Here is a 20,491-nt window from a genome sequence, read left to right as displayed (position 1 = left end):
CATGAAAAATAATGAAACAAAGCGAAAAGCATTATCCATAGCACAAATAGTTCTACTTATATTGCCACTAATTTTATGCATTTTTTTCTTTACTATATCTCCCATAATACACACATTTATAAAATCACTTAGATATAATCCCAATCCAGCTGATCTAACAAGGTATGTAATTAGCACTCAAAATTATGATGGCATATTATCCGATCCTAATTTTAAAGCTGCAATCTTTAATTCGACAATAGTATTATTAGCTGGCACGAGTATTTCAATGGTTTTAGCACTAGCGTTTGCTTTAATTATTAATTCAATAGTTTCGACAGTTACTAAAAGAGCAATCCTATCACTAATTTATTCTCAATTCTTTATTTCTGGTTTTGCAGTAGGTATTGCTTTTACATTATTTTTTGGAAGCAAAGGCTTATTTTTCTACCTTATTGGTTTAGATAAATATAGTTTTACATCAGGAAGCAAAAGAATTTCAATATGAATTTATTATGTAATTTATCAAATATGAAGATCATTGCCATTTAATTTAGTTCTTTTTGCTGCAGCAATATCTAGAGGTGAACTAAAATACGCAAAACTTATGAAGTGCGACAATTTATCAAGAGCCCAAAAAGTTAAGTATGTATATGCAAATGAAATATCAAAAGTGTTCTTTTCAATACTATTTACTAATTTTATATTTTCATCCCTTATGTATCCACAAGCCATTTTAGAACGTTCATTTGACCTAGATTTAGAAAAAGCTCATACGCTGACTAGTTATACTGCTAAGTATTTAGGACTAGGTAGTAATCCGGTTTTGACTTATCCAAGGGGTTATTCGTCAGCTTTCTTTAGTTTTGCATATTTAGTTTCATTACTGTGCTTACTTCAATTATTAAGACCTAAAACTATTAAAAAGATTGTAAATCTATTTAAGAAAATAAACTTAAAAATAAAGCAAAGAAAGGTTTCAAATGCTACTAGCTAAAAAAATATTTTTTGGAATACTTAAATTTGCGCTAATTGGCCTTTTATGTATTATGTTGCTTTTTCCGCTTTATTATTTATTACTTCATTCATTAGTTTCGCCCAAAACAATAACTGATAATAAAGCTACACTAACAATTCAAGAGTGAAATTGGTCAAATTACGCAGAAGCCTATAAAAAAGACTTTTGAGTCGCTTTTGGATACACATCTTTATTTGCTTTATTTTTAATGACTCTAAGAATTGTAACCTATTCTATGGCTGTTGCAGGTCTTTTAAAAATGAATAACAGGTTTCAGAAAATATTTCAAAATTTCTTCTTAGTAATAAGCTTAGTACCTGAATTTTCAATCTATTTAAGTCTAAAAACTTTCTTAATAAGGTTAGATTTATACGGAACAGCATTTTCATTTGTATCTAATTCTATATTTTCGTTCTTTACATTTACCTATGTGTGAGATTTAGCTAAAAGTGCTCATAATGAAAAGTATAAAGTTATGCTAAATGACAATCTCAAGTGAAATCAGAAAATCACATATGTTTACTTGCCAAAATTGAAATTGGCATACTTTTTGTTGATTGTATTTGCTTTCATTACAGCCTGAAATGACTATTTGTGGCCAACATTTGTGCTTCCATCAACAAGCAATGTAAAAGGTTTTACAAATATAACAATCTGATTTTTAAACTTAGGAAAAGAATCTGCTGAGTTTGAAAATACAGCCATTCAAGCTGCTGGAGCTGTAATTTCAGTTCTTATACCACTAACAATTTATGCTATTTTCTCAAAGAAAATAAATAGATTCAATTAATAAGTTAAGTGGAGTATTTTTCTAAAAGGCCTATAAAATAGGCTTTTATTTTCATATTTTTTTTAACAAAATTTTAGTTTTAGCATGTATTTTATTAAATGTAATATAAAATGTTAATGTTGTTTTTAAAATATAAAGGATTTAGAAAATGAATAAGAAAAAATTATTGTTTGGAATTATTCCATTAGCAGCAGCTGCTCCAATGATTGCAGCATCATGTCAAAAAAATGACAAAAAAGTGGTGTTTCAATTTGCTCAAGATAATTATTGGCCTTTGCCTAAGATGCTTGTACCTTTAGTTAAGTACTACAACACAACATTTAGTAAAGACAAAGACTTCTTACCTATAGAATTACAATTTAGTGACAAAACAAAAACCACTAGTGAGTTTGAATTAATTAAAAAGGTAAAAAATGACATTGAAACAAACAATGAAGCAGCATTGCCAAACCTTATTCTAGGAGCACAATCTGGTGCTTATGTACTTAATCAACACAAAAGATTAATGGATCTTTCTGACCATGGAATAACTAAGTCAATATTTAATAAAAATATTGCGGACTTACACTCAAAACTACCAGGACAAAAAGGTAATGACAAAATTTATAGCATTCCATTTGATAATTTAGACGTAGATGCTGTTGTTTATAATCTTGAAGTTTTAGATTATATGTTTAAAATGATTAAAGCGAACGGCGGAAAGGTTGACGAGAATGCAGAAATTGTTAAAAAAGCAACCGAAGCTGGCAAAGAAGGTGTTGGTTCTAAATTGCCGGAAAATACTATTTGAAAGGCATTAGAGGCGAATAGCAATAAAGCTTTTGAGGGACTTACTGTAAACGATGAAACATTTAAGTCTGTTGAAAGTATTAAGGAATTTGCTAAAAAATTCCATGAAGGCACTAAGCTAAATGAATCAAAAGTTAATGATGATACATTAACTGGTGAAGTTATTTCAGTAGATTATGCCAATGACTTATTATTTAAAGAACTTCACTCGCAAATTGATAAAGACAAGCTTGTATATGATTTAGAAGAAACTGGCAATCCTGAAAAACCTGTTACTGTTAAATATAACATAGTTCAAGATCAAGACATAAAAAGCAAGTTTAAGTTATTGTTAAGCAGTTATAAAGAAGCAATAAAAAGACATGCACACAAAGTAGGTGCTAACAACAAGGTTTTCCAAACGATAAATTTTGGTAACAAGGGCGAAAACTCTAGCATAAATATCGCTAGATTCAAAAGCGCTATAGGTTTTGCAGCAAGCGTTGGCGTTAATTCAACAATGTACAGTAGTAGACTAAAAGAAAGTCAAGGTAAAAACGACCCTGATTTTGCTAAAAAAGTTGCTTCATATGAAGATGTTTATATGGATCCACAATTAACAACAATTAAAAAAGGTTCGCAAAAAATATTTACTGAAGGAGGTTCTAGCTTACTAGTGTTAAAATCTAAAGACAGTTCAATGAATAAAGCTGTTGTAAAGTTCGTTAAATGATTATTTGAAGGAACCAATAATGCCTATAATCAAGGGGTAGAGGAAAACTGAAAAACCTTTGCTAAATATTCTGGCTATATTATGCCACTAGCCTCAGTTGTAAATGATAAGAGTCTAAATTGATTTGAAACTGAAGCTGAAAAGCTAAAACAAAAAAGAGCAAATAATTCTATCAGTGATGAAGAATTTAGAATTTTAAACTTTCTAAGATCAGCTTATGTTTCTATTAAATCAATTAGAGATTTTGAAAAAGATAGTTCAATAATTGCTAAAAATAATGTTCAAGATGATAAAACCGGACAAATATATAACTCAATTAAATCAGCTGCAGTAAAATGAACTGATCATAATTCTCCATCAGAAATAAAAGAAGATGACTTAATTAAATCAATTGAGAACGAAGTAAATCATAAATAAAGCAAAAAAATACTGAAAATCAACTTCAGTATTTTTTGTTAATTGTTTTTCCTACGTTTCCCACTTAGTCGCGAAAACACTCAGTTTTCGGCGGCTATATTTTTTTATAAAAAAAATATAATTTATTATACTTTTATGCTTAAATATGATATAATAAAAACATGAAAAAGTCGAAAAATGATGCAAAAAGACAATGAAGAACATCAATAGCAAGAGTTAAAAAAGGTGAATACTTATCAATTGGAGTGCCAAGACCAGATAACAAAGGTTTTGTATACAGATTAGGATATGGTTATTTGCATGAATTAAAACAATATCACGATGATCCGCTAACAATTATCAAAGCAATTATTGCAAACTTTCCATTGTCTTGAACAAAAGAACAAGCAAGAACTAAATTAGATGAGATTTTTAAAGAGAAAAAAGAGACCAAAAAAGAAGTTTTAGAAAGGTTTAAAGGTTACGAAGTAGTTGAAAAACTATTTGATTATTTCAATATTTTTAATGATTGTTCTCCCACAAAATCGATAACATTAAAAGATGTTGTTTTACAGTTGATTTATCAAAGAATTAAAAATCCAATAAGTGTTTTTAACACTTATATGACAGCAAAAAAAGAAAAAATAGACACTTATTCAAAAAATTCATTTTATAGATCATTAGACTATATAGCAAAAAACAAAGATGAAATTTTAAGAAATTTAAATGCAAAAATTTGTGCAAATACTAATAGAAAAATTGATGTATTATGATTTGACGCAACAACTACTTATTTTGAAACATTTTCTCGTGAAGGTTATAAAAAACCTGGCTATTCAAAAGATGGAAAATTTAAAGAAGACCAGATTGTTATAGGCATGGCAACTGATGAAAATGGGATACCGTTACACTACAAAATATTTCCAGGAAATGTTACTGATTCGAATACTTTCATACCTTTTATGCTTGAAATTGCAGATATTTATGAAGTTAACAGTGTAACTATAATTGCTGACAAAGGAATGAGTGTTAATAGAAATATTAGATTTTTAGAATCTAAGAATTGAAAATACATAATCTCATATAGAATGAAAGCTGGAAGCAAACAATTTAAAGAGTATGTATTAGATGAAAAAGATTATGTAAATGATGGTGGTTTGATATACAAAACTCGTGATATTGCATCTTCATACAATAAAAAAAGAATTAATGGACATTTTAGAAGACAAATAATTAGTTTTAGTCAAAAACGAGCGACTAAAGACAAAAACGATAGAGATATTTTAATTCAAAATTTCACTAAGAAAATGAATAAAGATAATCTTGTTTCTTGTGATGATCTAGCGGGATCTAAAAAATATAGATTCTTCAAACCTATAAGCAAAGGTGCATTTTATGAACTTGACATAGAAAAAATACAAGAAGATCAAAAATATGATGGATACTATGTTTACGAAACAAACAGAACAGATTTATCAGTAAAAGAAGTTATTAATTTATATTCAAAACAATGACAAATTGAGTCTAATTTCAAGACATTAAAAGGTAAATTATCTCTTCGTCCAATGTATTTATCAACTTGAAACCATATTGTTGGTTACGTTTGTTTATGTTTCATTTCATTAGTATTTTTAAACTACATCATCTACACTCTAAATTTAAAATTAGGACTGACTGAAAAAAGTAAAATTACTGAGCATAAAGTGATTAATGTTATCAAAGAAGTTAAAGAAATTGAAGTATTTGTAAATAAACAAAAAATCGAAACTATACAAGTTTATAACGACGAGTTACAAGAAAGTTGGCAAACTTATCAAATATTATTAGAACTTTTAACAAAAGAAAAAGTCACTTAGACATTACATTATAAAAAAACATAACTTATGAAATCAAAAATTTACATAATTATGTTTTCTTGTTTTATGCTTAAACTGGGAAACGTAGGAAGTAAATCATAAATAAAGCAAAAAAATACTGAAAATCAACTTCAGTATTTTTTGTTAATTGTTTTTTTGATTGTGAACAATGAAACTGATTTTTGAATCCTTAGCGTTATTTACATATTTTGTTAAGTAAAAATGGTATTCCTTAGTTGAATGCGCATGTGAGCCAATTAATGAATATGAAACACTAGGGTTATTTTCAAGATTTGTTTCAAATGCAAAAAGTTTATTCAATTCTTCAGCTTTCTTCTTAAATTCATTTGTGTCTAATTTACCGTTACTTTGGGAAACGATAGAATTTATTTTTTCAAAGATTTTATCAGCAGTTTGTTCTGTGCCAAAAGCTGCATTTTTAAATATTTTTCCAATAATAAAGCTATCATCTAGATAATGATTTTTATCATTTTCAGTTACTTTTGATAAATCAATTTCATCGCTGTGAACATCATCAGCTTTTTCAACATTATTTAAACCAATATTTTTTCATGTTATGGGTGCATAATGCTTAGTTCCATTTTTGTTCATTACAAAAGTTAGTGTTAACCCATCATTGACTGAATTAATAAAATCATTTGGGACAGAGTTTTCAAAATCTATTGAAATATCTTTCAATGATTCTTCATTAACTTTTAATAAGCTTGATTCTAAAAAGGAATTTAGTAATTTAACTTGTTCTGCAAATGAATTTTTACTTTTAAGCTGATTTATAATAGTTTTAGGGAAAAAGCCTTTTCCCTTTTCAGATACTTTAGATGATAAAACTAGTAAGTTATCAAAAGCAGAAAATGTATTTTTTTCTTTATCTTCATTAACTGTAACAATGCTATTTTTAAATGATTTATATGAAGAAATTGCATCATTTGTGTTTTTTATTCAATTATTGATTTCTTTGCTACTTTTAATATCAACTTTAGCATTTAGAGCATTTTTAATATCAACATATGTTTTTAAAAAGCTATATTTTTCTTCTGAATTTAAAAAATCTATAACTGATTTTCTGTTGTTTTCATACTTTGTTTGTAAATCTTTGAGTTTAGATTCATTATTGCAACTAGCAGCTACTAAAGGAATAGCTAAGACGGGCGCTAATATTCCAATACTACTTAATATTTTGATTTTTTTCATAATTTGTTCCTTGCTACATATACTATATATCTTTTATTGTGAAAATATAAAATTAACAATTTGAATATTAAGTCCTATGATTAAATTTTAATCATTATACAGTAATGTTGAAACGAAGATTATAAATATTAAGCATACAAACTTTAAAGTCTATAAAATAGATTTATTAGTTAAAAAATAAATATGGAATATATGCGTGCAATACTCATGATTAAAATTAAAATGCTTGTTTCAAATAATATATCTAGTTCAATCCAATTCCAAAATCTTTTATATAATTAATATTAAGTATGAATTTGAGTAATATTCCTAGTAAGAAAAAGACTGTCATAATTTATGGAACAATATGCCTGCTAGCAATTATCACATTAATTGCTTGTGTTGTTCTTATTACTAAATTTAGTAATAGTCAGTCTAAAATATGAGCCTCTGCAGTAGTTGGACTAACAATTAGTGCAATTATTGCAAGTACTGTGGGATTACTGCTTATCAGAATGTATTGGTCACAAAATGCAATTATCAAGAAGTCATTTAACTTTTTTATAGATGAGATAATAAGTCATAATTCAATTGGCTTGCTAATTTATGACAATAATTTCAACATTTTATGAACTAGTTCATTTATAAAAAATAAATTTGGTCGCAAATGAGTCGGATATACATTAGCCGAGTTCTTTAAGTATTATGATTCAAATTTTGATACTAATTTACAAAGCATAAATTTTAAAGATAATGAAAATTATTATCATGCAGAAATATGGCCACTTAAAAATTGCATAAGCATAAAAGACATTACTTTAGAACAGCATATGATTCAAATTTATTCTAATCAACTTCCTGTAATTGGCGAAGTAGAAATAGATAATTATCAGTTATATCATTCAATACTTTCAAAAGAAGAACTTTATAAAGTTAACCAAGAATTTATAGCAATTTTGGACGAATTAGTTACTAAATATAACTTTGTATATCGTCAATATACTAATGGAAAATTCTTAGTGTTCACTAATAAAGAATCAATTGATAAAATGGTAAGCGTTGACTTTAGTTTCTTTTCAAAGATTCACTCTGCGCTAAAAAATTCAAAAATAAATAATCATTTGATTTCTATTTCTGCAGGTTTTGCATTAGGCTATCAAAACCTATGAGAAAAAACAGAGCAAGCCAAAAACGCTTTATTACAAGCTCAAAGTCGTGGTGGTGATCAAGTTGCAATTTTCTCAAATGTTGAAAGACCAAAATATTTTGGTTCATCTAGTGAAATACTTTATGACATTAGCAGAACTAGAATTAAGAGAATTGCTGATGTTATAGAAAGCAAATTAAGAGATCCAAAAATCAAAAAAGTTATATGTTATGGCCACTCAAATGCTGACTTAGATGCTATTGGCTCATCATTAGGTATTTGAGCCTTAGCTAAAGAGTACAACAAAGAAGCATATATTTGTTCGGTAACTCAAGATTCAACAACTGAAGCAGCAATTGAAAAAATTATTCCTAAAGATGAAGAGATTTTTATTAAACCTCAAGTAGCAAATAAAATAACTGATGAGTCAACTTTAGTATTTTTATTAGATAACTCTCAATTAGATAGAACCGATAATAAGGACTGTATAAACAATACAAAAGTTAATAATATTTTTATCCTAGACCACCATAGATTAGGCTCAAGCATCGATTTTTGTCCAAGTGTTAATAGATATATTGATTCAGCTGCTTCTAGTGCTTCTGAAATAGTTACTGAAATTTTAATGTTCGTGCAAAAAGTAATTTCAATTAAACCTTTTGTTGCTCAAATGTTACTAAATGGTATATATTTAGACACTTTGCAATTTACTAAAAAAGTTAACGCAAGAACTTTTATTGCTGCAGGCTGATTAGAAGAAAAAGGAGCTAATTCAGCAAAAAGTAGTGAAATCTTAAAAATCGATGAAGATACTTGAAATGATGTAAATGATCTTTTATCAAACATACAAGAAGTTAAACCTGGATACTTTTTAGCCTATAAAGATATCCCACTAACTAATGATGTTATTTCAATAGCTTCTGAAGAAATTTTAAAAATTAGTGGCAGAAAGGCATCATTTGTTATTGCAAAACTAAAAGGTACAAAGTTTTATAAAATGAGTGCTAGGGGATTGGATGTGAATGTTCAATTAATAGCTGAAGCAGTAGGTGGTGGTGGACACTTTGGCACAGCAGCAGCCGTATCTAGTGAAGAATTTAGCACATTTATTGATAATGTTAAACAAGCGATTGTGAGTGAGAAAAATGAAGGTTATACTAATTAAAGACTGTAAAGATGGCAAGGCAAACACAATTATTGAAGTATCTGACGGATATGGATCTAATTTCTTAATTAATAAAGGCTTTGCAGTGCCATATAATGAAAAAACTAAAAAGCAATTAGAGAAAAAGTTAAGCGATTTAACTGCTAGTGAAATGGAAGCGCGTCAAAGTGCATTGGAATTAAAGGAAAAGCTTGAAAAAGAAGTATTAAAATATGAATTAGAAGCTAATATAGACGGCAATAATAATTTGAATGTTCATGGTGCAGTTTCAACTAAGGATATTGTTAAGACTTTGGTTAAATTAGGCTATAAATTAGACAAATACGCTGTTCAAAAGGTACACTTAGTTGGCAGAGGGTTGCATGAAATTGATATCATTGTTTACAAAGATATTATTGCTAAACTAAAGGTGGATATAATAATCAATGTCAAATAACTCCGAGTATTATGAGATAAGCAGCCTAAGCAAGTATTCAAATCCTAATTTAGAAGCATCATTGCTTGGCTTAGTTTATATAAATAACCAAACAGCAAGCAAAATTATTCCTTATTTAACTAAGGAAGATTTTACTGTTCGTGAGCACGCTTTGTTTTTTGAAGTTTTAAAAGACTTATTCTTAAAAAACATTTCAATTAATTTTGATCAACTTATGTTTTATAAGTCTAAGAATAAGCAATATAACTTCATTAATTTTGAATTCTTGTTACATATTCAAGATTCTGCTGGCTTAAGTAATAATATTATTCAGTACTTACAAGAGTTAGAAAGACTAACAAAATTAAGAACAATTGAACTTAAGTTAAGTAGAGTTTTAAATAAATTAAGTACAAATACAGCAGTAAGCGAAAGTGAAGTGATTAGCGAACTTCATGACTTGCTTTTAAATATCGACAAAAGCAAAACTAGTCAAGACTTCTTAACTGTTGAGGAAGTAGCAAAAGTTGTAGTTGATGATTTAGTTAAAAAAAGAGAACTTAATATTTCTAATATTAGCGGAGTACCTAGTGGATTTGAAGCATTAGACACACTAACACAAGGGTTTCAGCCTGGAGAAATGATTGTTTTAGCTGCTAGACCAGGTATGGGAAAAACCGCTTTTGCCTTAAATATAGCTAAAAACGCCAGTTCTGCTTCCAGGAATAAACCTGCTAAAAAGGTTGTATTTTTTACCTTAGAAATGCCTTCATCACAACTAGTTACTCGTTTATTTGGCATTAGCACAGAAATCGATTTATATAAGTTTAAAAAACCTAGTGAATTATCACAGGAAGAATTAGATAAAATTACCATCCATCAAAAAAGACATCTTAACCAATTAAACTTATTTATAGATGAATCAGCTAAAACTGACTTGCCAACATTGCTTTGAAAATGCCGTAGGCTTGCTAAAACTAATGGAATTGATATGATAATTATTGACTACTTGCAATTATTAAGCGTCGATTCAAGCAAGCCTTCTAGGGATAGACAAGCTGAAGTTGCAACAATAAGTAGAAATCTTAAAACACTGGCTTTAGAATTAAAAGTTCCTATTATTGCACTAAGCCAGCTTAGTCGTGAGGTTGAAAAAAGAGAAGATAAAAGACCTATATTATCAGACTTAAGAGAATCAGGAACTATTGAGCAAGATGCTGATATTGTTTTATTTTTATATAGAAAGAACTACTACAATAAAAATAAAATTAATTTTAAGGATAAAGACTTAAGCGCACAGCAAAAAGAAATGTTAGAACAAGGCTTTATTGGCGATGTAACAAATTTACTTATTGCAAAGCACAGAAATGGTACACAAGCTGATATTAATTTATTATTTAGGTTAAACTGCGGTAAATTTGAAGATCTTTACTATAAATATGATGAAGTCAACGACTCCTTTAACTTCAATAAAGGAGATGAATAATGCCTCTCTATTTAAAAATTATTTCAACTATAGGAATGATTTTATTGCTATTGCTTAGTTCGATTTTTAGCGCAAGTGAAACTGCATATACTAGTCTAAGTCCAGGCAGGATTGAAACTATGGTTAACAACAAAGAATTTGGTGCAAAATTAATTAAAAAGCAACACAAATTCTTTAATCAATTACTTAGCACAATCTTAATTTGCAACAACATTGTAAATATAGCGCTTTCAGCAATAACTTCTTATCTTTTGAGCGTGTGATGACTAGCAAACTTGCATGAAGTTAATAAATATAATGTCATTATCTCAACAGCCATTTTAACCCCGATTGTAGTGTTATTCGGTGAAATTTTGCCCAAATTAGCTGCTAAAAAATATCCTGTTGCTGTATCTAAAACCTTTTGTTATGTATTGCAAGCTTTTTATTATATTTTCTGACTATTTACTTATCCAGTAAGCAAAATTGGCAGAAACATTTATATTACAAATACTGAGCAAGATGTTAAGGGCTTGATAGATATTGCACAAAACGAAGGTGTGCTAGAAACTAATGAAAGCATAATGGCTCAAAATGCTTTAGACTTAGATAGTACTAAAGTCTCGCGTCATTATATTAAGCTAAAGGATGTTTATTTAATTAACTATAATGATAGTGTATCAGATGCTATAGAGTTATTTAAAAAAACAAATTATAGTCGCCTTCCTGTTAAAAAAGATGACAATCTTATTGGAATAATTCATCTTAAAGATATTTTTTACTTACAAAAAGGCAAGGTAATTACATATTTAAAACCTGTTCCAACAATTTCAATGAACACTAGCTTGTCATTAGCTTTAGAAAAAATGCGTATTCAAAAATCACAAATGGCATTTGTTACTGAAAATAACTATAGTACTGATGTTATTGGTTTAATAACAATGGAAGATATCATTGAAGAAATTATTGGTGAAATATATGACGAATATGATGATGAAGAGTGAGAAGACTTTCACGAAATTAGTCTTGAATTATTCCACGCTTCTGGAAAAATGAAACTAAAAGAAGTGATTAAAAGGCTAGAAATTGAAGTTGAAAGCATTGAGCCTAATGAATTAAATATGTGCCTGTTTGAATTTATCAAGCACAGAGTTGGCTACTCTCCGAGAAAAAATACTAAATATACTATAGGCGATGTTCATTTTAGAATACTTTCAATAACAAATTCAAAGAAAAATGATGCAAAAATTGAAATTGAGTTAGGTAACAAAGTTGATATGATGGAAACATCAACTAATCAAATTGTAGTTTAAATAGATAATTTTACTAAAAAGCCTATGAAATAGAGTTTTATGTAATAAATGACAACAAAATAAAATACTTTTAAAATTATTTTACTTTTGTATAATATTATTACATTTTTGCAAATGTAGTTCAATGGTAGAACTCCAGCCTTCCAAGCTGGTCATGCGGGTTCGATTCCCGTCATTTGCTCCATATGTTTGAGTTTTCAAGCTAAAAATTAGAACCAAGGTTAAAGTCTTGGTTTTTTATTTATTTTGCCTTTTTATAGTGTAGCAAGTATTATCTGGCTATTTAAATAATTTATAATATTAATGTAGATATTATTTAAGTGTGAGGAGATATCTTTTATAAAAAGATAAATACATTATGAAAATGAATAGGAAAATACTATTTAGTATAAAAGTTATACCCCATAATACTATACAAAATGTCGCATTTTGAACAATGTAGACATTTTTTTATTTATTTTTCTGACAAAGACTTAAAAAATGCTGCTAATGTCATCATAAAAAAATTAATTTTATTTATTTCTCTATTTAAATTTTGTGTTATAATATAGTTATAATGCTATATATTTAGGAGAATTTGAAAATGGCAATTCCAGTTGAAATAAGACAAGTTGAAAGACCTAAAAACACAGTTGTAAAGAATTACTTTGGAAAATTTAAAGTTGTAAAAAGAACCAGCAAATATGTGAATGGAAAAGCAATTCCAAAAGATTTGGCAATTGTTGGCGAAATAGTAGATTACAAATTTGTTCCTTTTGAAACACCTATCCCAGTAGGTACAAGATCTAAGAAAAATCAAGAAAAAACAGATATAAAAGACTATGGTAACATAGCAATTTTTACAAAAAATAGCAATGATATTTTGGAAAAATTACTAACACATTTTGATTCATCAACAGCTTACAAATTATATGTAATTGCTATTCTTAGATGTGCCTATCCAAAAGCCGTTAATCGTGATTTAAAGTTTTACTATGAAACTTCATTTATGTCTGAATTATTTAAAAAGGTTGGTTTATCTGAATCATTATTACCAGACTTCTTTGAAAAAACTGGTAGAGCATATTCAAATATACATAACTTCATGTTAGATAGAATAAATGAGTTTAAAGGTAGAGTGCAAATTATTGATGGCACACTTAAATCTTATAATTCAGATGAAGTAACTTTTTCTCAATGATCAAGAAAAGGCAAGGTTAAAGGTAGCAAAGATTTTACCTTACTTTACACTTGTGTCTTATATACCAAAGAGCCAATTTATCACAGACCATACCAAGGAAATATGCTGGATTCGACTATTTTTGAGGACTTTTTGGAAAATGTGCCTAGCACTGGCGAAATATTAGTTGCTGATAAAGGCTTTAGAACTAAAGCAATTACAGAGCTTTTAGAACAGAATAAAAATGTTAAGTATCTTTTGCCATTAAAGAGAAATACAACATTAATTAGAGAAGAAAAACTTGATGAAAACTTGACTCCTGTGAAAATTAAAGATAAGCAATTACTAGGGTCTAAAAAGCAAATAAATGGAAAGTTTTTTTATCTATTTAAAGACTTAGAAATAGCTGGCAAAGAAAGTGTTGGAAACTATCAAAAACATCTAAAAAGAAATACATTTAACATTGATGAATTCAATAAAAATAATCAATTTTTTGGTGTCATTGTTTTTGAATCCAATGTTGACCTTTCATTAGAGGATGTATACACACTATATGATCAAAGATGAGAAATTGAAGAAATGTTTAACTTTTACAAAAATATTTTGGAACTATCAAAAACAAGAGTTCATTCAGAAATGAAAGTTTACACAACAGAGTTTATAAACTACTTGTCACTAATAATTGCGACAAAAGTTAAGAACAATTTTATAAGACTAAATCTTCATCAAAACTACTCATTCAGACAGATTATAGAATATTTGAGAAGTTACAAAGTTGAAGTAATAAATAATACAGAATGAAAAAAACGCAAGGTGTTGAAATATGTTCAAGACCTTGCGGAATTGTTAGAAATATAGCATTACACTAAAACTTTTTTAATTTAGTATATCTGCAATATCATCTGTAGCAACTGTTCCATTATTAGCTGCTAAATGCGGCAACACTCAAGGTTTGGATAAAGTAATCAAAACCTTAAATTTAGGTGAAATTAATGTATATGAAGACTTAAAGCTAGACACCCCTGGTGAAAAACACATATTAAATGCTTTAGCCAAAGCTAATGATACAAAGGAAGTAAAAATTGACTTATCTCAATTAGAAGCTAAAGACATTAAATCAACTGGAGCTGTTATAGAGGCTAAAAAAGATTCTAAACTTTATAGTGGAAGAATTCAAGTCACTTTTACATCTAAAAAGGTAAAAAGAGTTGATATTTCTACAGTTAAGAAGGAAAATCTTAGTGGCATTAGTAACTACACTGGTGTAAAAGAAATGGCTACTATCTTAAGAAAAGAGCTTAGTTTACCTAACTTAAGTGAAAAAGATATAACTATTACCCTAGATTCTGCAGCAACAAATGATAAGGAAGGAAAATTAATAGTTATTTCAAACCCCGATTCTGAAAATATTTTTGGCAAGCTTGAAATAGTTTTACCAAAACTAGCACCGCTAGGCAACAATGTTAAATTAGTAAGCGAATATATAACCAAATTTAAGGCACAAGCTAAAAAGATGGAAGATAATTTAAGAAACATTACTAAATGAGAAGCCAGTGAAGAAAGCAAAAAACAAGAATTTGAAAATCTAGCAACAAAAATTAAAGAAGTTGCTACTAAACTAAAAGATAAATATACTAAAACTGTTGAAAAATTAGAACAAGCAATCAAAGGCAAAAATGACATTGATAATGATGAGTTTAATAAGTTAAATGTTGACATATCATTAGTATCAGTTGCATATGACTCAGCAGTTAAACCTAAAGTAAATGGTAAAGTTACAACAGACTATACAAAGATAATGAAAGACCTTAAAAAGGTTGCTAAACCAAAAGATGGATCTAAAGAAGCAGAAATATCAATTGATTTTAGTAACTAACACTTACGACAAAAAATATAGAGTTTTCTATATTTTTTGTTATTCAATAAATGACTTACTTTTATTTCATGTTAGTGTTCTGAATTTTAACTCCTATATAAAATTGGCAGGAAATATCTTTTTTAAATAAAGATATAAACAATTATGAAAACAAATAGAAAAATAAGTCAAGATTGATATTTCTGAACTAGAAGTATCTAACATACAAAAAACAAGTGTAGTAGTTAGTGTTAAGAATGAAAGCAAAAAGTACACTGGAAGTGTAAATGTATCATTTACACTTAAAATATCTGAAGCAAATGCAGATAAAAACGATAGTACAGCTGACAAAAAGGACTTATCTACAGTCAATAAAGATAATTTTAAGTTTTTAACAAATTTTCTTTTTAGAACATAAATATTAGAGGCATTGCAAAAAGATTTGTCATTGCCAAATCTAAATTATGAGGATTTTACTTTTACATTGGACAAAGAAGCGATAAAAGATGAGATTGATAAGGTAGTAATTGAAGCTAAGCCAGATTCAAAACTTATAAAAGGTGAAGTTATTTTAGATATTATAAAGATTACCAAAAATCAAAGGGATGAGCTGGGCACTGTTAAAGAAACAATTGAAAAATTAAGCTTCTTAAGTGACAAGATAGACAAAAATATTACAAATATTGATAAATGAGAAACATCTAATAATAATGATAGTGGTGCTTTTACTAATGAAGCTAAAGCTATTAAAGAAATTTCTGAAAATGTAAAAGAAAAAATAAAAACAACAACAAACATAACATAAGTTATCAACAATCAGCAATATTCTTACTAAAACCGCTATATAACAGCACTATTGGAATGCCATATTTATGATATTTTGCAACAACAAAAAGTATATTTGCTTAACAATGTGAAAACAATTTTAAAAAAATTTATGGAAAATTATTGGAAAAAGCTACCCCCCCCCCTATTTACCTTATAATATTAACTCTAAACTACTTATAAAAAAAATAATAAGGGAGAATATTAACTTGAAAAAATTAAAAATGTTATTAGCGACTTCAGCTACATCATTAGCTGCAATTCCATTTATAGCTGCTAGTTGTGATGGAATGATGAATAATGAAAATAAAAAGCCTGAAACGAATGACAAAAAAGAAAGCGAATCTGTAGCAAAAGTTGTAAAAGCATGAGAGACAAAAATAAAAAACAAACTTAACAGTGCACATAACTACACAGTTATCTTAAATATGCTTAAAGATAGCATTGAAGATGCTGAATTAAAGAACTCAATTTCATTGGCTAATAGTGATGAAGCTAGAAAAAGACCTGTAAAAGAACAAGAAGGACAAAAAATTATGTTCAAGGTTGGATCTGAACAAGTTGATCTAGAACTAGGAAAAGTTACTATTGGTAAACAAAGCACAATTTATATTGGTAAAGATGGCATGCAACATGAAACTGACGCTCAGGATTTATCATTAGATGAAAAGGCAAAAGAAGCAACAGTAATAGTTAGAATTGGATATTATGATGATAGCAAAACAATTAGGGTTGCACAAATGCCTAAAACTGTTACAAAAGTACCAACAGAATTACCAAAAGAAATAACAAACTTGCACAAAATGTTTTTGGAAAGTAAGGAATTCAATCAAGATATTTCATCTTGAGATTTAAGTGGCGTATATAACACAAGTTTAATGTTTTATAAAGCAGAAAAATTCAACCAAGACATTACAAATTGAAATACAGAAAATGTAACAAACATGAGAAGTATGTTTTACGGAACAAAAGCATATGATAAAGATCTATCGAGATTAAATGTTTCATCAGTTAAAGATGCTGTGGAATTTGCAAAAGCAGCTAAAACCGATTGAGCAAAAGAAAAACAGCCACAATTCAAAGAAGGAACATTACTAGAAAGACCTAAAACGAATTAGTAACAACAAATGAAGATCATTTTATGGTCTTCATTTTATTTGTTTTTGTTAAAAAATATTTAGGTTAGATCCATAAATTTATGAATGTTTATATTGCACTAAATGCAAAATCAATAGTAGCGGACATACAAAAGTTTAGTAAATATCTAACTTTGCATTTACTCATTTTTTGAGCTTTTGCTATCTCTAACTTCTCTAATATTTTTTGCCAATTTGACTGTTTTAAGGCCAAATCTGACTTGAACATGATTATCTCCAACAAAGTTAACTGCGCTTGCTCCTGAGTTTATTAATTCTGTTTCATTTACTAAATCTTTGTTGACAATGTCATATCTTAATTTTGTTGCACAGTTGCGATACTTAGAAATGTTTTCCAATCCACCTAATGCCTGAATTATTTGCTTAGGTTGTTTGTATTCTTCAGTATTAGTGTCTAATATCTTGTTTGCTTTAGCCATTATTATTACCTTCTATTTATTTGCTAATTTACTTTATTTTATTACACTAAAAGTACATCCACAATTTATGGAAGCGATTCCATAAATTTGCTCTCTCTCTCTCTCTCTCTCTCTCCTTACATATAAAGATTAGCCATATAAAATATCAATTTTTATCTATATATAAAGGAAAATATGAAAAAATCTAAATTTTTATTATTAACAACGCTGTCGCCAATTATCTCATTGCCATTTTTATCTGCTAGTTGCATCGCCGAAGCAAAAGCAGATAACAAAATGGAAAAAGATATTAAGATAAATGAAAATAAAGATGAAAAAAATTCTTCTGAAACAATGAACGATAAACAAAAACAAGATAAAAGCAGTATAGATTCAAAGATGGAAGAAAAAACAGATAAAGACTCTTCAAAATCTGAAGAAGGCAAGAGTATGAAAAATGAACATACAGATGAAAAAAATTCTTCTGAAACAATGAACGATAAACAAAAACAAGATAAAAGCAGTATAGATTCAAAGATGGAAGAAAAAACAGATAAAGACTCTTCAAAATCTGAAGAAGGCAAGAGTATGAAAAATGAACATACAGATGAAAAAAATTCTTCTGAAACAATGAACGATAAACAAAAACAAGATTCAGGAACTAACTCAGACCAAAAAGATCAAGATTCAAAAACTGATGGCAGTAGTAATGAACCAACAAGACCTAGTGAAAACGCACAAAATGATATGCCAATAGAAAATTCTGAAATAAGCACCTATTTAGATAAAGTTAATGAATACGGAAAAGAAACATCAGAATTTGCTAATTTATTAATCACACTAAAAGAGGTAGAAGAAGCTAATGAATTACTAAAGAAGCATGCTAAAATCCTACCAATAGTAAAAAAACTTTTTGAATTATATGAAAGATTAATATCTAGCTATGAAGAAACCAAAAAGGAAATTGAGAAAGTTATTGGAGATCCTGGAAGTAAAAATAAACTATTAGATATCCTATTAAAACAATATGAAGAATCCAGAGTGGAAATTAAAGCCGTAATTGAGAAATTAAAAGACCTTAAGAAAAAAATGTAGATTTCTTCAGATCTGCTTGCTTGATTGTAGGTTCAAGTGCTCCGTAATTAAATTTTACCTTAATTGGTGTTGCACTTGAACTTTCATTTATGGGAGCATCTTTTTTAATTAAAAGAAGCTCTTATTTTTTTATTTAGTTTTTTTATGTAGAAGGGTTATTTTATTATAGCTAGACAACTAACAGTTAATGAATAGAAAAAATATAAACTACTTTAATAGTATATTAAAAAATTCCCAATTTTGGACACTATATAATTTTAATAATTTACTAAAAAATTCTTATTTTTGTCCATTAAATACATTAAATTATCTAAATAATTAAATTTTCCTAAATTTAGAGCTAAAAAAGTTCTATTTTTTGTTCAATTTCATTAAAGAAAAGTTTAAAAAATTAAAAATAGGTGGTAAAATAAACATATATGTATAGTGTTTAACACATAAAAAAGGAGATATAAAAATGGCCATTCCTAAAGACATATTAAAAATTCCAAGACCATCTAGTACCAGAGTAAAAGCAACCTCAAAAGAAGGTATTTATAATGTTATACAAAGAACATCAATAAGAAAAAATGAAAAAATTATTCCTGTTGAAAAAGGAGTGATTGGAAAGATTATTAATGGTGTTTTTCAAAGCATAGAAAAGCAAACATATGAAGTAGATATTAAATCATATGGTTTATTTGCGCTAAATGAAAAATTAAACAATCATATCTTTAGAGAACTTTTAAATTTTTATGATTTTGAAGATGCTAGAAAATTATATGTTATAGCCTCTTTAAGAACTATGTTTTCAGATATTAAAAACGAACATTTAAAACATGAGTATGATACAAATTTTATTTCTGAAATATACCCAAAATGTGCACTATCACCAAACACTATCTCAAGTTTTTTAGAGAAAATAGGTAAATCTAGTTCGAAGATGGAAGACTTTATGAATAAAAGATTAGAAGAGTTTTCAAACCACTCAATAGTTATTGATGGTATGTTGAAAAACAATACATCAGAAACTAACATTTTCTCTGAAATGTCTAGAAAGTCTAGAACTAAAGGCGCTCAAAACTTAAACCTTATTTATGCTTATGATATTAATGCACAAGAACCTGTTGCTAGTTCTGTTTACCCAGGAAATATGCTAGATTACACTGCTTTTAGAGACTTTTTAAGAACTTATAAGATTAAAAATGGATTCTTAATTCTTGATAGAGGATTTGATGATAAAGAATGTAAAAACTTAATGAGAGAAAAAAATATTAAATATTTAATGCCTATAAAAATAAATCATACTTTTAAAAAATTTAATTTAAAATCTGGATTTAATTTCACTTTTACTTATGATGACGACACAATAAGAGCAAAGAAAATTATCATCAACAACAAATATTATCTTTGTTATAAATCAACCCTAACTGAAATGGTAGAAAAGAAAAATTTCATAAGTCGTGCACACAAAAAAGGTGCGTATGATGAAATTAAATTACTAGAAAGAGAAAATCTTTTTGGATTAATAATTTTTGAGTGTAATTATGATTTGGACTTAAAAGATAATTTATGTCGCATATAAAAAGAGATGAGAAATTGAATTGCTTTTTAAACAGTTTAAAAATGTGCTTGAACAAAACGAAGCAAATGTTCAAGGAAACTATAGATTATTAGCAACTGAATTTATTAACTTTTTATCTTCAATTATGCTTTGCAGAATAAAAAACCACCTCTTAATACACTAGGACAAAAAAAGTAGACATCAGCAAATTTGCTGATGTTTT

15 protein-coding genes, 1 tRNA gene and 2 pseudogenes are annotated in these 20,491 nt (G+C 27.8%); 16 read left to right on the top strand and 2 right to left on the bottom strand.

Translation table 4 applies throughout. The features are described from left to right. The first annotated feature begins 1 nt into the window (after position 1). The 4 genes from MBOVPG45_RS02910 to MBOVPG45_RS02895 all read left to right on the top strand — a co-directional run bounded on the left by MBOVPG45_RS02910 (position 2) and on the right by MBOVPG45_RS02895 (position 5,540). The gene (locus MBOVPG45_RS02910) at positions 2-976 is read left to right on the top strand and encodes an ABC transporter permease family protein (protein ID WP_013456385.1); all 975 of its coding nucleotides are present in this window, start codon (positions 2-4) and stop codon (positions 974-976) included. Next, positions 963-1,787 (top strand): ABC transporter permease subunit, encoded by an 825-nt coding sequence (locus tag MBOVPG45_RS02905; RefSeq protein ID WP_013456634.1) that lies wholly within the window; start codon positions 963-965, stop codon positions 1,785-1,787. The genes MBOVPG45_RS02910 and MBOVPG45_RS02905 overlap by 14 nt, the downstream gene beginning before the upstream one ends. A gap of 148 nt (positions 1,788-1,935) precedes the next feature. Then, a complete protein-coding gene (locus MBOVPG45_RS02900) occupies positions 1,936-3,705 on the top strand; it encodes a P68 family surface lipoprotein (protein ID WP_013456451.1) in 1,770 nt (589 codons plus the stop codon). Positions 3,706-3,866: 161 nt separating this feature from the next. Further along, positions 3,867-5,540 carry an IS1634-like element ISMbov3 family transposase gene (locus MBOVPG45_RS02895; protein WP_013456292.1) on the top strand — a complete coding sequence of 558 codons (1,674 nt, stop codon included), beginning with the start codon at positions 3,867-3,869 and terminating at the stop codon, positions 5,538-5,540. 144 nt (positions 5,541-5,684) lie between these two features. Here the strand turns inward: MBOVPG45_RS02895 and MBOVPG45_RS02890 are convergent, their stop codons facing one another. Continuing rightward, on the bottom strand, positions 5,685-6,752 hold the full coding sequence (locus MBOVPG45_RS02890) for a variable surface lipoprotein (RefSeq protein ID WP_013456082.1): 1,068 nt from the start codon (positions 6,750-6,752) through the stop codon (positions 5,685-5,687). A 290-nt stretch (positions 6,753-7,042) separates the two neighbouring features. On the opposite strand from MBOVPG45_RS02890, the gene MBOVPG45_RS02885 reads away from it, so the two are divergent. The 9 genes from MBOVPG45_RS02885 (at position 7,043) to MBOVPG45_RS02845 (ending at position 17,193) form a co-directional block, all read left to right on the top strand. Next, complete coding sequence (locus tag MBOVPG45_RS02885; RefSeq protein ID WP_013455954.1) at positions 7,043-9,043, top strand: GGDEF domain-containing protein; 2,001 nt, start codon at positions 7,043-7,045, stop codon at positions 9,041-9,043. Continuing rightward, positions 9,024-9,479 carry a 50S ribosomal protein L9 gene (rplI, locus tag MBOVPG45_RS02880; RefSeq protein ID WP_013456489.1) on the top strand — a complete coding sequence of 152 codons (456 nt, stop codon included), beginning with the start codon at positions 9,024-9,026 and terminating at the stop codon, positions 9,477-9,479. The genes MBOVPG45_RS02885 and rplI overlap by 20 nt, the downstream gene beginning before the upstream one ends. Continuing rightward, positions 9,469-10,944 carry a replicative DNA helicase gene (dnaB, locus tag MBOVPG45_RS02875; RefSeq protein WP_013456407.1) on the top strand — a complete coding sequence of 492 codons (1,476 nt, stop codon included), beginning with the start codon at positions 9,469-9,471 and terminating at the stop codon, positions 10,942-10,944. Before rplI ends, dnaB begins: the two co-directional genes overlap by 11 nt. Then, positions 10,944-12,236 carry a CNNM domain-containing protein gene (locus tag MBOVPG45_RS02870; protein ID WP_013456244.1) on the top strand — a complete coding sequence of 431 codons (1,293 nt, stop codon included), beginning with the start codon at positions 10,944-10,946 and terminating at the stop codon, positions 12,234-12,236. Before dnaB ends, MBOVPG45_RS02870 begins: the two co-directional genes overlap by 1 nt. Positions 12,237-12,346: 110 nt before the next feature. Continuing rightward, positions 12,347-12,420: transfer RNA gene (locus MBOVPG45_RS02865), tRNA-Gly, on the top strand. A gap of 399 nt (positions 12,421-12,819) precedes the next feature. Continuing rightward, positions 12,820-14,253, top strand: a complete 1,434-nt coding sequence (locus MBOVPG45_RS02860) for a transposase (RefSeq protein WP_013455919.1) — start codon at positions 12,820-12,822, stop codon at positions 14,251-14,253. A gap of 28 nt (positions 14,254-14,281) precedes the next feature. Beyond that, on the top strand, positions 14,282-15,271 hold the full coding sequence (locus tag MBOVPG45_RS02855; protein WP_041309154.1) for a variable surface lipoprotein: 990 nt from the start codon (positions 14,282-14,284) through the stop codon (positions 15,269-15,271). A gap of 409 nt (positions 15,272-15,680) precedes the next feature. Then, positions 15,681-16,055 (top strand): hypothetical protein, encoded by a 375-nt coding sequence (locus MBOVPG45_RS02850; protein WP_014829901.1) that lies wholly within the window; start codon positions 15,681-15,683, stop codon positions 16,053-16,055. Between the two features lie 229 nt (positions 16,056-16,284). Beyond that, positions 16,285-17,193 carry a BspA family leucine-rich repeat surface protein gene (locus MBOVPG45_RS02845; RefSeq protein WP_013456595.1) on the top strand — a complete coding sequence of 303 codons (909 nt, stop codon included), beginning with the start codon at positions 16,285-16,287 and terminating at the stop codon, positions 17,191-17,193. 158 nt (positions 17,194-17,351) lie between these two features. Here the strand turns inward: MBOVPG45_RS02845 and MBOVPG45_RS02840 are convergent, their stop codons facing one another. Next, positions 17,352-17,651 (bottom strand): PTS sugar transporter subunit IIB, encoded by a 300-nt coding sequence (locus tag MBOVPG45_RS02840; protein WP_013456502.1) that lies wholly within the window; start codon positions 17,649-17,651, stop codon positions 17,352-17,354. A 174-nt stretch (positions 17,652-17,825) separates the two neighbouring features. Between MBOVPG45_RS02840 and MBOVPG45_RS05070 the strand changes: the two are divergent. The 3 genes and pseudogenes from MBOVPG45_RS05070 to MBOVPG45_RS02830 form a co-directional block, all read left to right on the top strand. After that, positions 17,826-17,948, top strand: a pseudogene (locus tag MBOVPG45_RS05070) (variable surface lipoprotein); the annotation flags it as partial. 81 nt (positions 17,949-18,029) lie between these two features. After that, the gene (locus tag MBOVPG45_RS02835) at positions 18,030-18,725 is read left to right on the top strand and encodes an Mbov_0283/Mbov_0339 family surface lipoprotein (protein WP_444323560.1); all 696 of its coding nucleotides are present in this window, start codon (positions 18,030-18,032) and stop codon (positions 18,723-18,725) included. Between the two features lie 457 nt (positions 18,726-19,182). Continuing rightward, positions 19,183-20,443, top strand: a pseudogene (locus MBOVPG45_RS02830) (IS1634-like element ISMbov2 family transposase); the annotation flags it as partial. Positions 20,444-20,491 lie beyond the last annotated feature (48 nt).

The sequence above is a fragment of the Mycoplasmopsis bovis PG45 genome, from assembly GCF_000183385.1.
Taxonomy (GTDB): Bacteria; Bacillota_I; Bacilli_A; order Mycoplasmatales; family Metamycoplasmataceae; genus Mycoplasmopsis; species Mycoplasmopsis bovis.
Note: the sequence above shows the minus strand (reverse complement) of the source record. Positions and strands in the feature narration are given on the sequence as shown.